This is a genomic window from Rhizobium mesoamericanum STM3625, assembly GCF_000312665.1.
In the GTDB taxonomy this organism is placed as follows: Bacteria; Pseudomonadota; Alphaproteobacteria; order Rhizobiales; family Rhizobiaceae; genus Rhizobium; species Rhizobium mesoamericanum.
This window is the reverse complement of the sequence record NZ_HF536772.1, coordinates 591,980-606,114: the sequence shown is the minus strand read 5'-3', so window position 1 is coordinate 606,114 and position 14,135 is coordinate 591,980. Positions and strand designations below refer to the sequence as shown.

Below are 14,135 nucleotides of genomic sequence, written 5' to 3'. Positions count from 1 at the left end.
GAATCAGTGCGACTGAGCCCCTGAACCATGCGTATTGATGATGGTGTCGGCCTCCTTGCCGTAAAGCTCCTCGAAATGATCGAACGTCTTCGAGAAATGGCCGATGCCCTGGGTCGCGGATTTCAGGGACCGTGCCAACTCTTCCAGTACACCGCCCGGTACTAGTGCTCGGAACACGTCCCAACCCTTCGCATTCTCGTCTCGGTCGAAGCCGAGCACCTGTCCTTTGAGCGAGGAGACGAGCGTCACCATGCCGCCGGAATAGACCGAGGGGATGTGGATATCGACCCTGATGACAGGCTGCATGAGAACGGCGGATGCCTGCGACAGTGCCTGCTTGACACCCATCTTTCCCGCCGCACGGAAGGCGAAATCGGAGCTGTCGACCGAGTGATACTGGCCGTCTGTTAATGTCACATCTACGTCGATGACCTGGAAGCCGAGCGGCCCCTTTTCCATAGCTTCGCGGGCACCGGCCTCGACGGCCGGTATATAGTTTCGCGGCACGGTACCGCCCTTGACGCTTTCGCCGAACGTGAAGCCCTGGCCGCGCTCGTTCGGTCGGACGCTAAGCTGCACATCGGCGAATTGGCCGGCTCCGCCCGTTTGCTTGCGGTGCCGGTATCTCACGTCCGAGGGCTTGGAAATGGTTTCCCGGTAGACGGGGTTTGGTGCCCGTTCGGACACCTCTACCCGAAAGACCTCCAACAGCGTCTTTCGTAGATCGCGCAGATGGACCGGTCCCTGAGCGCAGATCAATGCTGCACCGGTGCCTTCCTCCTGCATCACCTTCAGGCCGCGATCGGTTTCCGCCAGTTTCGCCAGTGTTGCCGAGAGCTTGGTTTCGTCACGCTCACTGCCGGGAATGAGAATTCTCTCCAGCATCGGTGTCGGCGGTGTAGTCCAGTCTGGGGGGCCGACGCTGGCCGACTGCGTCAGCAGGGCGGGTGCGGGCAGATGATCCGATTTCAGAGCGGCAAACACACTCCCTGCCTGCACAGTGCCGCCGATTGGTTTTCCGCTGCCGGCCTCCTGCAAGGGACCCAGAGTACCGCCGCCGAGGGAGGCACCCTGCTTCAAGCCATCTGCAAACGCGCGTATGAGCACTGTCTTGCCGACGTTGGCCCTGTGGTAGGCGTGGAAACTCGCGGCGGAAATTGCCGTCTCCTGTGCGGCGGAACTTCCAGCGAGCCTCTTCCGCAGCGCTGCTGCCGGTGGCGCCTCGTGGCGAAGGGCCTTCATTAGGCGCATGATGCCGTTGCTGTGCGAGGCGGCACCGAACAGCACGGGGATGACTCGATTTTCTTTAAGAATGCGTGAGGAGATTGCAAATATTGTATCACTTGCTGGTTCGCGGTCCTCGATTAGCTCCTCCAGCAGCCAGTCGTCGAACTCCGAAAGCTGCTCCAGCATCTCTGACCGCGCCTCGTGCTCGCGCTCGATGGTATCCGGCGGCAGTTCGATGAGTGCCGAGGGCTGCCCCTCCCGGTAGCGCCAAGCGCGTTCGGAAATGAGGTCGCAGCTGCCGACAATCGTGTCGCCCTCGCGGATCGGGACCTGCCGCAGGACAAGGGGATGGTTGGAATAGGTCTGAAGAGCGGCGATGACGTCGCGCAATCGGCCGCGCGGCTCGTCTATCCTGTTGATGAAGACCAGGCAAGGTGTGCCCGAGGCCTCGATTGCGCGCAGGTAGGGCGCGGTCAACACGGCATCGTCAGGTGTCGGCGAAATGCAAAGAATACAGGCGTCGCTAGCGAGCAGGGCATCCTGGGCGAGGGCGAGAGCCTCGTTTGCCCCGGGCGTATCGATTGCACACCATGATTCGTTCTTGAAATCGAACTCTGTGAGGCTTGTTCCGTATGGAGAGGCTGACTTTCTGGGCATTCCCTCGAGCGAGGCCAGCTTTGCGACGAGTGTCGTTTTGCCCGTCTGCGAGGGCCCAAGTACGGTGAAGCAGCGCATCGGCGATCCTCCCTGCCAAAAGCACGCATCCGAGACCAAAGAATGCCTCCAAGCGAAGAAAAGCGCCAGATAGTTGCGATCACTTGAGGCTTCGGAATGGCTCTCCATGAATGTGTCGCAGTGCTCGGGTCCGTCAAGCCACTGGTAATTCCTCGGCATTTCCGCCATATACAACGCAGACAGAGACGGACATGATACCTATGAGCGCAACGGTCGAATTCGCGAAGATGAACGGGCTTGGCAACAAGATCCTGGTCGTTGATATGCGCGGCCGTGGCGACAGAGTGACGCCTGCCGCTGCGATCGCGTTGAATGCCGGGCCGGATACGCAGTTCGACCAGATCATGGCGATTCACGACCCGAAGGCGGCGGGTACTGATGCCTGGATCGATATCCTCAATTCGGACGGCTCGAAGGCGCAGGCCTGCGGCAACGGCACGCGCTGTGTCGTACAGGCGCTTGCTTCCGAAACCGGAAAGAAAGTGTATACCTTTCAGACGGTGGCAGGCATTCTGAATGCTATTGAGCACGAGGACGGGACGATCTCCGTCGATATGGGCAAGCCGGTCTTCGAGTGGGACAAGATCCCGCTTGCCGAAGAGTTCCAAGATACCAGCCGCATCGAGCTGCAGATCGGGCCTATCGACAATCCCGTGCTGCATTCGCCCTCCGTCGCGTCGATGGGCAATCCGCATGCGATCTTCTGGGTTGACCGCGATCCGATGTCATTCGATCTCGGCCGCTTTGGACCGCTGCTTGAAAACCATCCGATGTTTCCCGAGCGTGCCAACATTACACTGGCTCAAGTCACTTCTCAAAGTTCGATCACGACTCGTACCTGGGAGCGGGGCGCGGGATTGACGCTAGCCTGCGGTTCTGCCGCTTGTGCGACGGCCGTTTCCGCCGCTCGCACCCGACGGACCGGGCGCGAGGTCGCGGTGAAGGTTGCAAGCAGCCCTAACCAGGGTGTTCTGACGATCGAATGGCGTGAACGCGACGGGCACGTCATCATGACGGGTCCGGCCGAATGGGAATGGTCAGGGACGCTCGATCCGTCGACGGGTGCTTGGTCGCGCGATGCGGCGCATGGAGCGGAAGCACGGTGAGCGGCGTCGAGGTCATCACTTTCGGCTGTCGTCTCAATACGTACGAATCCGAAGTGATGCGGACGGAGGCCGAAAAGGCCGGGCTCAACAATGCCATCCTCGTGAACACCTGTGCTGTTACCGGGGAAGCTGTGCGGCAGGCTCGCCAGGCGATCCGACGTGCTCGGCGCGACAATCCGCATGCCCGAATCATCGTGACCGGTTGTGCGGCCCAGACGGAAAAAAAGGCTTTCGCCGACATGGCCGAGGTCGATGCCGTCCTCGGCAACGAGGAGAAACTGAAGAGCGCTTCCTATCGCGCTCTGCCGGATTTCGGAGTTTCGGCGGAAGAGAAGCTGCGCGTCAACGACATCATGAGCGTGCGCCAGACGGCGCCACAGATGGTCAAGCACATCGATGGTCATGTGCGGGCTTTCATCCAAGTCCAGAATGGTTGCGACCACCGTTGCACTTTCTGCATCATTCCCTATGGCCGTGGCAATTCGCGCTCCGTGCCGATGGGGGCGGTCGTTGACCAGGCGCGCAAGCTCGTCGAAAGCGGCTACCGGGAGATTGTGCTGACCGGAGTCGACGCAACCAGCTATGGCGCCGACCTGCCCGGTGAGCCGACGCTCGGGTTGCTTGCGAAGACGCTTCTGAAACAGGTGCCCGATATTCGCCGCCTGAGGCTTTCATCGATCGATAGCATCGAGGCGGACAAACATCTGCTCGATCTGATCGCTGATGAGGTCCGGTTCATGTCGCATCTTCATCTTTCGCTTCAGCATGGCGACGACATGATCTTGAAGCGGATGAAGCGCCGCCACTCGAGCGCGGATGCCTTGGCTTTCGTCAACGACGTGCGTCGCCTGCGACCGGAGATGAGCTTCGGTGCTGACATGATCGCCGGCTTTCCGACCGAGAGCGAAGCGATGTTCGCCAATGCAGTACGCCTGGCGGAAGAGGCCAATATCGCCCATCTCCACGTCTTTCCCTATAGCCCGCGACCGGGAACGCCTGCCGCGCGCATGCCGCAGCTCGATCGTGTGCTGGTCAAGGAACGGGCGGCGCGACTCCGCGCCACTGGACATCGCCTACATCAGTCCCATCTCGACGGGATGGTCGGAACGCAGCAATGGCTGCTGGTGGAAAACAACGGTTTGGCGCATACGGAGAATTTCACGCTTGTCGCGGCGGTGGGTCTGGCACCTCGCAGCTTCGTGCAGGCGATTATTACCGGGCACAACGGCAAACACCTCGACATGCAATTGACGGCCGCCGACGCGGCCTGAATTTACGGAATCCTCATGGCGTTCAATTTCATCAAAAAGGTCTTCACCTTCGGCCCGAAGCCTGAGGAGGAGCGGGCGCCGGAGCCGGACGAGACAAAGGCGCTCGAATCGGAGCTGGAGCCACGTTCGCGCGAAGAGAACCTTCCTGTTGCCGCCGACCCGGTTCTGGCAGAGGAGATGGATACTGCTGGCGGTCCCGCCGATGACGTAGGCCAAGATACCCTTGAGGAGCTTGCCGAGCGGGCCGAAGCGCTCGCTAATGAGGACGACGTTTCAGAGATCGTGCCCTCTGAGGTGCAGACGAGCAATGTAGGCGTGGTGCCGCTCTCTCCGCTTGAAGCGGAAGCCGAGGTCGATACTCTTTCTGAAAGCGCGCTGGGAGAGACGATTCCCGTCCTGCCGCCGGAAGTCGGCGAACAGGCAGAGGAAGAAGTCTCGGAAGCAGCATCCGATGCCGAAACCGAAGTGATATCGGCTGCAGAGCTTGCAGCGGAAGCCGATGCGGAGCAGCAGCCCCTGACCGATCGGGCCTCTCAGGCCGAGCAAGAAATACCTTCACCGGCGGAGCACGACGACGTCTCGAGCGACACCCCCGCCGCTCCGGTCCTTCCGAAGGGATTCGCCACCGGCCCCGCGGCTTCCGAGGCCGCGTCTCTGGTGCCAGCGCTAAAACTCTCATGGTTCCAGCGCCTACGCGCCGGCCTTGCCCGCACCTCGTCGCAGCTCACCGGTCAGATTGCCGCCCTCTTCACCAAACGCAAGCTCGACGACGATACGCTGCAGGATCTCGAGGATCTGCTGATCCAAGCGGATCTTGGCGTCGAAACGGCAATGCGGGTCACCGATACGCTAGCCTCTGAGCGCTATGGCAAGGACGTGACGGGCGAAGATGTCAGCCGCATCATGGCAAGCGAGATCGCCAAGGTGCTGAAGCCAGTTGCCAAGCCGTTGCAGCTCGATCTCAGCCATAAGCCGCACGTCATCCTCGTCGTCGGCGTCAACGGAACCGGCAAGACGACGACGATCGGCAAGTTAGCGGCGAAGCTGTCTGGCGCCGGCCTAAAGGTGATGGTGGCTGCTGGCGATACATTCCGCGCCGCTGCCATCGAGCAGCTGAAAATCTGGGCCGAACGCACCAACTCGCAGTTCATCGGTACCAAGCTCGGTGCAGATGCGGCGGGTCTCGCCTATGATGCATTCGAGCAGGCCAAGGCGAAAAAGTGCGATGTGTTGATCATCGATACGGCCGGTCGCCTGCAGAACAAGGCGGAGCTGATGGCCGAACTCGAGAAGATCGTTCGTGTTCTTGGCAAGCTCGATCCGGATGCGCCGCATACGGTGCTGCAAACGCTCGATGCGACGACGGGGCAGAACGCCCTGTCGCAGGTGGAGATCTTCCGCAACGTCGCCGGTGTCAACGGCCTGATCATGACGAAGCTCGACGGCACGGCGCGGGGTGGCATCCTGGTGGCGATCTCCGCCAAGCACAAGCTGCCGGTCTATTTCATCGGCGTCGGCGAAGGCGTCGAAGATCTCGAACCTTTCGAGGCCGAGGATTTCGCGCACGCCATTGCCGGGCTCGGCCAATAATGCCACAGATATGCCGACAAGCACAGGCAAGCGTCTCGTGTGGCACAAACGGATTTGAGATAGAATGACGACAGAGAGCGATATCACCCCAAGCGCGGCCGACCGGCATCACCCGATGCTGAAGTTGGCGCTGGAGCTTGGCCCGCTGCTGATCTTCTTCTTCGCCAACCTGCGCGGCGCATGGCTGGTCGAGCGGTTTCCGGCCCTTTCGGAGCTTGGCGGGCCACTGTTCGTCGCAACGGCCCTCTTCATGGCGGCGACGGTGCTCTCGCTGGTCGTTTCGAAGGTCGTACTCGGGCATCTTCCAATCATGCCCTTCGTGTCGGGTATCGTGGTCGTGATCTTCGGATCGCTGTCGATCTACCTGCAGAATGAGACCTTCATCAAGATGAAGCCGACCATCGTCAACGCGCTTTTCGGTGTTGCGCTGCTTGGGGGTCTCGCTTTCGGCAAATCGTTGCTCGGCTACGTCTTCAACGCGGCCTTTCAGCTTGACGCCGAGGGGTGGCGCAAGCTGACGATCCGCTGGGGCATCTTCTTCCTCTTCCTCGCTGTGTTAAACGAGGTCGTCTGGCGCAATTTCTCCGATGATTTCTGGGTTGCCTTCAAGGTTTGGGGCACCATGCCGATCACCATCATCTTCACGATGGCGCAGATGCCCCTCATCATGAAGCACACGGTGACGCCGGCTGGAGAGGCTGAGAAGTGACAGTCGCAGAGACGCAGACCAGGGTTCGGCATCAGACGTTCTGGTTTGTTGCCTGCCTACTTGTTCTTTTGGCGCAGGTGGTCGTCGAATATCTGATGGGCCGCACGCCGATCTGCACCTGCGGCTATGTCAAACTGTGGGAAGGTGTCGTCAAATCCAGCGGCAATTCCCAGCACCTGTCGGACTGGTACACGCCCTCGCATATCATTCATGGGTTTATCTTTTATGGCGTGACCCATCTCGTGCTGCGCGGAAAACCGTTGGCGGCCCGCCTGCTGCTGGCGCTGGTCATCGAGTCCGGATGGGAGCTGCTGGAGAATTCGCCAATCATCATCGATCGCTATCGTTCGGTAACGATCTCGCTCGATTATTACGGCGACAGCATCATCAATTCGTTGATGGACACGGTGTTCATGATGGTAGGCTTTGTGTTCGCCTCGCGGGCCCCGGTTGCGTTGACGGTGGCCATCGCGATCTTCTTCGAGCTTTTGACCGGTTACCTGATCCGCGACAACCTGACGCTTAACGTGCTGATGCTGATCTGGCCGGTCGATGCGATCAAGACCTGGCAAAGCGCGATCTGATCACGAAGCCGGCTTGCCGAGCGCCTTTTCCATGGCGGGGAAGAGACCTTCCTTCAAACTGATATCGTCGAACGGGCCGACCCTCTTGTAGAGGATCGTGCCGTCAGGAGCGACGAGATAGCTTTCCGGGATGCCGTAGACACCCCAATCGATGGCTGCCTGTCCCTTGGGATCAACACCGATGGCGGCAAAGGGATTGCCGAGTTCGCCGAGGAAGCGAAGCGCGTTGTCGTTCTTATCCTTGTAGTTGATGGCAACCACGTTGAGGCGGCTGTCCTTTGCCAGTTCCATCAAGATCGGATGCTCTTCTCGACAAGGAACGCACCACGAGGCAAAGACGTTGACGAGCGTCAGTTTTCCCTTGATGGCACTGTCGGTCATGGCCGGCCGGTTGGCGCCTTCGAGCGGCGGCAGGTTCAACGTCGGCGCTTTCGTGCCGATGAGCGCCGAGGGGATTTCCGAGATATCTTTGCCGTGGACATCCTGATCGTAAAGCATCTTGGCCGCGGTCGCTGCGATGCCGGCAAAGACCACCAAAGGGATCAAGGCGACGGCATAGCGTCCGAATCGGCGCTTGGCGGGGCTCGTTTCAGGCGCGGGACTCATTCGCCATCCTTTGCTCTTGTCGAGCGGCGGCGGATCCCGGAAGCCTCAAGGGCTGCAAGTTCGTTGCGGCGAGCGCGCCCGTCTGCCCAGGTCCAAAGGGTGACCGCCACGGTAACAAGCGCGGCGAAGCCGTAGGAGCCATAGACATAGAAAGTGTGTGTCATGGCTATCCCTCGCGATTCGCTAGGCGGGCCGCCATGCGGCGTTGTGCCGCGACGCGGCGACGCCAGATTTCGTTGCGCATGGCCATGATGTGCAACGTGAAAAAGAGCGCGGTGAATGCAACCGCCATCACCAGCAGTGGCCGCAGAAACTCCGGATCGATAGCGGGGCCGCCGAGGCGCAGAACGCTCGCGGACTGATGCAAGGTGTTCCACCAGTCGACCGAGAACTTGATAATCGGGATGTTGACGAAGCCAACGAGGATGAGGACGGCACTGACGCGGGCGGCCTTCGAAGGGTCGTCGATCGCGCGATTAAGGGCGATGAGTCCGAGATACATAAGGAACAGGATGAAAACGGATGTTAGCCTTGCGTCCCAGACCCACCAGGTACCCCACATCGGCTTGCCCCATAAGGATCCTGTCACCAGGGCAATCAGCGTGAAGGCGGCGCCGAGTGGGGCGGCGGCCTTCGCCGATACATCCGCCAGCGGGTGGCGCCAGACCAGCGTGCCGATCGCTGAGAGACTCATGATCGTATAGCCCATCATCGCCAGCCACGCGGTCGGCACGTGGATATACATGATGCGAACCGTTTCTCCTTGCTGGTAGTCGCCTTCGGTCGTGAAGCTGAGATACAGCCCCATGATAAAACAGAGGGCCGTGAAACCGGCCATCCAGGGAAGGATGCGTGCAGCCAGCGCCAGAAACCGCGTGGGGTTGGCGAGATCGCTGAATTTCGTGATGGCAAGGCTCGTTTCGCTCATGCCGTTTCCTTACCGCGATATACCTTATGCCGCAATCGGGCGCTCCATCAATCCGATGTGTTGCGCAGCGCCAATGCCGCCGCCGCCGGACCTATGACGGCGAAGAACAACGTGAGTGCGACGAGGATTAGGAAAGGCGGCAGGAAGGGCGACGGTTCCTCGACGGCCGCATAAGTAGCGCTAACCCCAAAGATCAGCACGGGGATGGTCAGGGGTAGCACCAGGATTGAGACGAGCAGGCCGCCGCGGGGCAGGGCGACGGCAACGGCCGCGCCGACGGCGCCGATAAAAGTAATAGCAGGCGAACCGACCAGCAGCGTCAACATCGTCGCGCCGATCGCCGTCTCGCTCATGTTCATGAAAAGGCCGAGCAACGGTGAGGCGATGACGAGCGGCAGGCTGGTGGCGACCCAGTGTGCCAGGCACTTGACCAGCACCGTCAGGACAAGCGGGGTCTCCTGCATCAACATGAGATCGAGCGAGCCGTCGTCACGCTCGGCCTGAAACAGCCGGTCAAGGCCGAGAAGAGCTGCAAGCAGTGCGCCGATCCAGACGATGGCCGGGCCAATGCGAGACAGCAGTGCCAGATCGGGCCCGACGCCGAAGGGGATGACTGCGACGACGGTCAGGAAGAAGAGGACGCCGATCAGCGCGCCGCCGCCCGCGCGGATCGAGAGTCTGAGATCGCGCAACAGAAGTGCGGTCATTCCCATACTCCCGGTCCGGAATGGGAAAATCCCGCCATCCGCAATTCCTGTGCCTCGGCCAGACCAAGGGGCTGGTGGGTTGCTGCAAGCACGATCCCGCCCTTGCGGCGATGGGCCTCGACAAGTTCGGCAAAGAGGTGGTCGCCGCTTGCGTCCAGCGCTGCGGTCGGTTCGTCAAGGATCCATACCGGTCGGTAGGTGATAAGCAGCTTGGCAAAAGCAAAGCGGCGTTGCTGGCCGGCCGAGAGGTAGCCGAAGGGGAGGTGCGTGATCCCTCCAAGCCCAACCGCCTCGGCGGCCTCATCTATGGAAACGGCAGTGTGCGTTTGTCCAAGAAAGCGGCGCCAGAAATCGAGGTTTTCGGCGACCGTCAGTTCGCTCTTCATTGCATTGCGATGGCCTAGATAGTGACTGATTTCGCCGACCCGGCGGAGAGTGTTGCCCTGCGCATCGGTGAAGCTCACCGAGCCTCTTTCCTGATGCAGTAGACCGGCAACCACGCGCAGCAAAGTGGACTTTCCGGATCCATTTTTGCCTGTCAGAACCAGTGCTTCGCCAGATTCCAGGCGAAAGGATACGCCCTCGAAGATCAGGTCTTCTCCTCGGCGCGCGGCCAGATTGGCGGCCGCCAGATGCATGACTTTTCCGTGGTTTAATTTTTCAGTCATCGCAATGCAAAAAAATCCGAAATGGGTCACGCACTCTCTGGCACCTTTCATAGAAATTATCTATAAGACCCGCAACCACGCCAGCGGTCGGCGTGAATTTCATCCTTGCGCCGAACATGGGCTTCGCTCCACGTGCGGACAGCGGAAATGGCCGTACCCGCATCCTGATGTGCATTACGTGCATAGGCGTCCGCACGATTGTGTTCGCTATCAGAAACGGGGTCTCTCGTGTCTAAATCTCTTGACAGCTTCAATTGTCGTTCCACGCTCACCGTGAACGGAAAGGACTACGTCTATTTCAGCCTGCCGAAGGCTGAGGCGAATGGCCTGCCGGGTGTCTCGAAGCTTCCCTACTCGATGAAGGTTCTGCTCGAGAACCTGCTTCGCTTCGAAGACGGTCAGTCGGTGACCAGGGAACACATTCTGGCCGTTGCCGAATGGCTTAATAACAAGGGTGCTGTCGAAAACGAAATCGCTTATCGTCCCGCGCGTGTGCTGATGCAGGACTTCACCGGCGTTCCGGCCGTCGTCGACCTGGCCGCCATGCGTGACGCGATGGTTTCGCTCGGTGGCGACCCCGAGAAGATCAACCCGCTGGTTCCCGTCGACCTCGTCATCGATCATTCCGTTATCGTCGACGAATTCGGCACGCCGCAGGCTTTCGCCAAGAACGTCGAGCTGGAATATCAGCGCAACGGCGAGCGCTATCGCTTCCTGAAGTGGGGCCAGCAGGCATTCAAGAACTTCCGCGTCGTTCCTCCTGGCACTGGCATCTGTCACCAAGTCAACCTCGAATATCTCGGCCAGACCGTGTGGACGAAAGAAGAGGACGGCGAGACCATCGCTTACCCCGACACCTGCGTCGGCACCGACTCGCACACGACGATGATCAACGGTCTTGGCGTTCTTGGCTGGGGTGTCGGTGGTATCGAAGCGGAAGCGGCCATGCTCGGCCAGCCGGTCTCGATGCTCCTGCCTGAAGTCATCGGCTTCAAGCTCACCGGCAAGCTGAAGGAAGGCGTCACGGCGACCGACCTCGTGCTGATGGTCGTGCAGATGCTGCGCAAGAAAGGCGTGGTTTCCAAGTTCGTTGAATTCTTCGGGCCGGGCCTTGACAACATGCCGCTCGCCGACCGTGCGACGATCGGCAACATGGGGCCGGAATACGGTGCGACCTGCGGTTTCTTCCCGGTCGACGGCGAAACCATCAACTACCTCAACATGTCGGGCCGCACCAAGGACCGCATCGCTCTCGTTGAAGCCTATTCGAAGGCGCAGGGCATGTGGCGCCAAGGCGACGGTTCGGACCTCGTCTTCAGCGACACGCTGGAACTCGACCTCGGCGACGTCGTGCCTGCCATGGCCGGCCCGAAGCGTCCGGAGGGCCGCATCCCGCTTGAAAACATCGCTTCCGGTTTTGCCGGTTCGATGGATGCCGACTATAAGAAGCCCGGCCAGCTCGCCAACCGCTACCCGGTTGAAGGCACCGACTTCGATCTCGGCCATGGCGACGTTGCCATCGCTGCCATCACTTCCTGCACCAACACCTCCAATCCGTCGGTTCTGATCGCCGCCGGCCTTCTCGCTCGCAACGCAGTTGCCAAGGGCCTGAAGTCCAAGCCGTGGGTCAAGACCTCGCTGGCACCGGGATCGCAGGTCGTAGGCGAATACCTCGCCAAGTCCGGCCTTCAAGCCGACCTCGACAAGCTCGGCTTCAACCTCGTCGGCTTCGGCTGCACGACCTGCATCGGCAACTCCGGTCCGCTGCCGGCGCCGATCTCGAAGACGATCAACGACAAGGGCCTGATCGTTTCTGGCGTTCTCTCTGGCAACCGTAACTTCGAAGGCCGCATCTCGCCGGACGTCCAGGCGAACTACCTGGCCTCGCCGCCACTCGTCGTCGCCTACGCGCTCGCAGGATCGGTCCAAAAGGATCTGACCAAGGAGCCCATCGGCGAGGACCAGAACGGCAACCCGGTCTATCTCAAGGACATCTGGCCGACCTCGCACGAGGTGCAGGACTTCATCCAGAAGTATGTCACCCGCGAACTCTACGAAACGAAGTATGCCGACGTCTTTAAGGGCGACGCCAACTGGCAGGCTGTCGACGTTCCTGCCGGCAAGACCTATGCTTGGGACGATAAGTCGACTTACGTGCAGAACCCACCGTACTTCGTTGGCATGGGCAAAAAGGGTGCCGGCACCTCCGACATCAAGGGCGCTCGTGTTCTTGGCCTCTTCGGCGATAAGATCACGACCGACCACATTTCGCCGGCTGGCTCGATCAAGGCTGCCTCACCGGCAGGTTCCTATCTGCTCGGCAACGGCGTCACCGTGGCCGACTTCAATCAGTACGGCACGCGGCGCGGTAACCATGAAGTGATGATGCGCGGCACGTTTGCCAACATCCGCATCCGCAACCACATGCTCGGCCCGAACGGCAAGGAAGGCGGCTACACCATCCACTATCCGTCGAAGGAAGAGGAATCGATCTACGACGCGGCCATGCAGTACAAGGCTGAGGGCGTTCCGCTCGTCATCTTCGCTGGTGTCGAGTATGGCAACGGCTCGTCGCGCGACTGGGCGGCGAAGGGCACCAACCTGCTCGGTGTCAAGGCAGTGATCGCTCAGTCCTTCGAGCGTATTCACCGTTCGAACCTGGTCGGTATGGGCGTCATCCCCTTCGTGTTCGAAGAGGGTACGACTTGGCAGAGTCTCGGGCTTAAGGGCGACGAACTCGTCACCATCGAAGGCCTTGAGAACATCAAGCCGCGCGAAAAGAAGATCGCCAAGATTACCTACGGTGACGGCACGGTGAAGGAAGTTCCGCTGCTGTCGCGTGTCGATACGCTCGACGAAGTGATCTACCTCAACAACGGCGGCATCCTGCAGACGGTTCTGCGCGACCTCGCTGCCTGATTGTTAACAGACGTCCATGACAATGGCCGCCGGAAAGGGATTTCCGGCGGCTTTTGTTTGAGCGCAACGTATTAAATGCCCGGTCACGCTGATGTGTTTCTGTTAGCTTCTCCGGAGCTTGGTCTCACCCCTTCGTGACTTTCCGTTTCGGTTCAGAACCATTATCTCTACGTTCAGACATCGGAACCTGCGGCGAAGCGTGGCAGTGGGTGCTGAAGAAAAGGTGCATGAATGTCCCCGCGGTTTCTGATTTCTCTGGTTGCAAGTGTGGCGCTTGCCAGCCCACTTTTTGCCCAGGACGCGCCGAAAGGTGTCGTTGAACTCTTCACCTCACAGGGATGTTCTTCTTGTCCTCCAGCCGATGCGGCTTTCCGTAGGCTCGTCGAGGCCGGGGGCGTCATCGCTCTCGCCTATCATGTCGATTATTGGAACTACATGGGATGGGCCGATACGCTGAGTTCCAAGGAAAATACCGAGCGGCAGTATGGTTACGCGCAGTCGATGGGCCGTGCCAACGTCTATACGCCTCAGGTCATCATCAATGGCCGTGACCACGTCGCAGGCGCCGATCTCAGCACGATCAATAAGAAGATAGATGATTATGCAGCCGAAGGCATGGGCCTGACAGTGCCGGTGAAGGCTGAGATGCGCGACGACCAACTCGAGATCAAGATCGGGGCAGGGCAAGGCAAGGCCAATGTCGTCATGGTCTATTTCAACCGGGAGAAAACTATCGACGTGGAGAAGGGCGAAAACAGCGGCCAGAAGATTGCCTACCTCAACAGCGTTGCCGATGTGGAGACCGTTGGCATGTGGGAAGGCAAGGAAACGAGCTTGACGCTGCCGGCAAGCGTAATGCAGAAGCCGGACCTTGAGGGCTGTGCTATTCTACTTCAAACCTCCACTGCTGACGGCAATCCATCTGCGATCCTGGGAGCGGCAGTCGTCATGGCCGGGAAGAACATCTGATGTTTCATCTGCATGAGCGGATGGAAAAGGGGCGGCCCGGCTGAACGTATTCGGGGCTGGGGTTAAGGTCGATACGGTCAGCCGGGCCCTTTGGCGCGCTGGCGCCAAACTCGCAC

General features: G+C 60.0%; 13 protein-coding genes. 7 read left to right on the top strand and 6 right to left on the bottom strand.

The window, feature by feature from the left end; translation table 11 throughout:
* Nucleotides 1-3: 3 nt before the first annotated feature.
* The gene (locus BN77_RS02975; protein WP_007528249.1) at nt 4-1,962 is read right to left on the bottom strand and encodes an elongation factor G; all 1,959 of its coding nucleotides are present in this window, start codon (nt 1,960-1,962) and stop codon (nt 4-6) included.
* A gap of 200 nt (nt 1,963-2,162) precedes the next feature.
* Between BN77_RS02975 and dapF the strand changes: the two genes are divergently transcribed.
* The 5 genes from dapF to BN77_RS02950 all read left to right on the top strand — a co-directional run bounded on the left by dapF (nt 2,163) and on the right by BN77_RS02950 (nt 7,222).
* Nucleotides 2,163-3,068: a diaminopimelate epimerase gene (gene dapF, locus BN77_RS02970; RefSeq protein WP_007528247.1), complete on the top strand. Its 906-nt coding sequence runs from the start codon at nt 2,163-2,165 to the stop codon at nt 3,066-3,068.
* Nucleotides 3,065-4,339 carry a tRNA (N(6)-L-threonylcarbamoyladenosine(37)-C(2))-methylthiotransferase MtaB gene (gene mtaB, locus BN77_RS02965; protein WP_007528245.1) on the top strand — a complete coding sequence of 425 codons (1,275 nt, stop codon included), beginning with the start codon at nt 3,065-3,067 and terminating at the stop codon, nt 4,337-4,339. Before dapF ends, mtaB begins: the two co-directional genes overlap by 4 nt.
* 15 nt (nt 4,340-4,354) lie before the next feature.
* Nucleotides 4,355-5,929, top strand: a complete 1,575-nt coding sequence (ftsY, locus tag BN77_RS02960; protein WP_007528243.1) for a signal recognition particle-docking protein FtsY — start codon at nt 4,355-4,357, stop codon at nt 5,927-5,929.
* A 64-nt stretch (nt 5,930-5,993) separates the two neighbouring features.
* A complete protein-coding gene (locus BN77_RS02955; RefSeq protein ID WP_007528241.1) occupies nt 5,994-6,638 on the top strand; it encodes a septation protein A in 645 nt (214 codons plus the stop codon).
* Nucleotides 6,635-7,222, top strand: coding sequence for a DUF2585 domain-containing protein (locus tag BN77_RS02950; RefSeq protein WP_007528238.1), 588 nt, complete (start codon nt 6,635-6,637; stop codon nt 7,220-7,222). Before BN77_RS02955 ends, BN77_RS02950 begins: the two co-directional genes overlap by 4 nt.
* On the opposite strand, the gene BN77_RS02945 is transcribed toward BN77_RS02950, so the two are convergent.
* The 5 genes from BN77_RS02945 to ccmA are packed head-to-tail and all read right to left on the bottom strand — an operon-like array spanning nt 7,223 to nt 10,101.
* A complete protein-coding gene (locus BN77_RS02945) occupies nt 7,223-7,828 on the bottom strand; it encodes a DsbE family thiol:disulfide interchange protein (protein WP_007528236.1) in 606 nt (201 codons plus the stop codon). It lies immediately after the preceding gene.
* Nucleotides 7,825-7,992: a heme exporter protein CcmD gene (gene ccmD / locus BN77_RS02940; RefSeq protein ID WP_007528234.1), complete on the bottom strand. Its 168-nt coding sequence runs from the start codon at nt 7,990-7,992 to the stop codon at nt 7,825-7,827. The genes BN77_RS02945 and ccmD overlap by 4 nt, the downstream gene beginning before the upstream one ends.
* Nucleotides 7,993-7,994: 2 nt before the next feature.
* Entirely contained in the window at nt 7,995-8,756 is a 762-nt protein-coding gene (locus tag BN77_RS02935) for a heme ABC transporter permease (protein ID WP_007528232.1), read from the bottom strand.
* A 47-nt stretch (nt 8,757-8,803) separates the two neighbouring features.
* The gene (ccmB, locus tag BN77_RS02930) at nt 8,804-9,463 is read right to left on the bottom strand and encodes a heme exporter protein CcmB (RefSeq protein WP_007528230.1); all 660 of its coding nucleotides are present in this window, start codon (nt 9,461-9,463) and stop codon (nt 8,804-8,806) included.
* Nucleotides 9,460-10,101, bottom strand: a complete 642-nt coding sequence (gene ccmA, locus BN77_RS02925) for a heme ABC exporter ATP-binding protein CcmA (protein ID WP_007528229.1) — start codon at nt 10,099-10,101, stop codon at nt 9,460-9,462. The genes ccmB and ccmA overlap by 4 nt, the downstream gene beginning before the upstream one ends.
* 258 nt (nt 10,102-10,359) lie before the next feature.
* Here ccmA and acnA point away from each other — a divergent pair, with 258 nt between their 5' ends.
* On the top strand, nt 10,360-13,050 hold the full coding sequence (gene acnA, locus BN77_RS02920; protein WP_040676655.1) for an aconitate hydratase AcnA: 2,691 nt from the start codon (nt 10,360-10,362) through the stop codon (nt 13,048-13,050).
* Nucleotides 13,051-13,281: 231 nt separating this feature from the next.
* A complete protein-coding gene (locus tag BN77_RS02915; protein ID WP_007528227.1) occupies nt 13,282-14,019 on the top strand; it encodes a DUF1223 domain-containing protein in 738 nt (245 codons plus the stop codon).
* The last annotated feature ends 116 nt before the right edge of the window (nt 14,020-14,135 follow it).

What these genes read in the sequence shown, in the direction of transcription:
- BN77_RS02975 (WP_007528249.1), bottom strand. Translation starts at nt 1,962, where the DNA reads ATGCGCTGCTTCACCGTACTTGGGCCCTCGCAGACGGGCAAAACGACA.
- dapF (WP_007528247.1), top strand. Translation starts at nt 2,163, where the DNA reads ATGAGCGCAACGGTCGAATTCGCGAAGATGAACGGGCTTGGCAACAAG.
- ftsY (WP_007528243.1), top strand. Translation starts at nt 4,355, where the DNA reads ATGGCGTTCAATTTCATCAAAAAGGTCTTCACCTTCGGCCCGAAGCCT.
- BN77_RS02955 (WP_007528241.1), top strand. Translation starts at nt 5,994, where the DNA reads ATGACGACAGAGAGCGATATCACCCCAAGCGCGGCCGACCGGCATCAC.
- BN77_RS02945 (WP_007528236.1), bottom strand. Translation starts at nt 7,828, where the DNA reads ATGAGTCCCGCGCCTGAAACGAGCCCCGCCAAGCGCCGATTCGGACGC.
- ccmD (WP_007528234.1), bottom strand. Translation starts at nt 7,992, where the DNA reads ATGACACACACTTTCTATGTCTATGGCTCCTACGGCTTCGCCGCGCTT.
- BN77_RS02935 (WP_007528232.1), bottom strand. Translation starts at nt 8,756, where the DNA reads ATGAGCGAAACGAGCCTTGCCATCACGAAATTCAGCGATCTCGCCAAC.
- ccmB (WP_007528230.1), bottom strand. Translation starts at nt 9,463, where the DNA reads ATGACCGCACTTCTGTTGCGCGATCTCAGACTCTCGATCCGCGCGGGC.
- ccmA (WP_007528229.1), bottom strand. Translation starts at nt 10,101, where the DNA reads ATGCATCTGGCGGCCGCCAATCTGGCCGCGCGCCGAGGAGAAGACCTG.
- BN77_RS02915 (WP_007528227.1), top strand. Translation starts at nt 13,282, where the DNA reads ATGTCCCCGCGGTTTCTGATTTCTCTGGTTGCAAGTGTGGCGCTTGCC.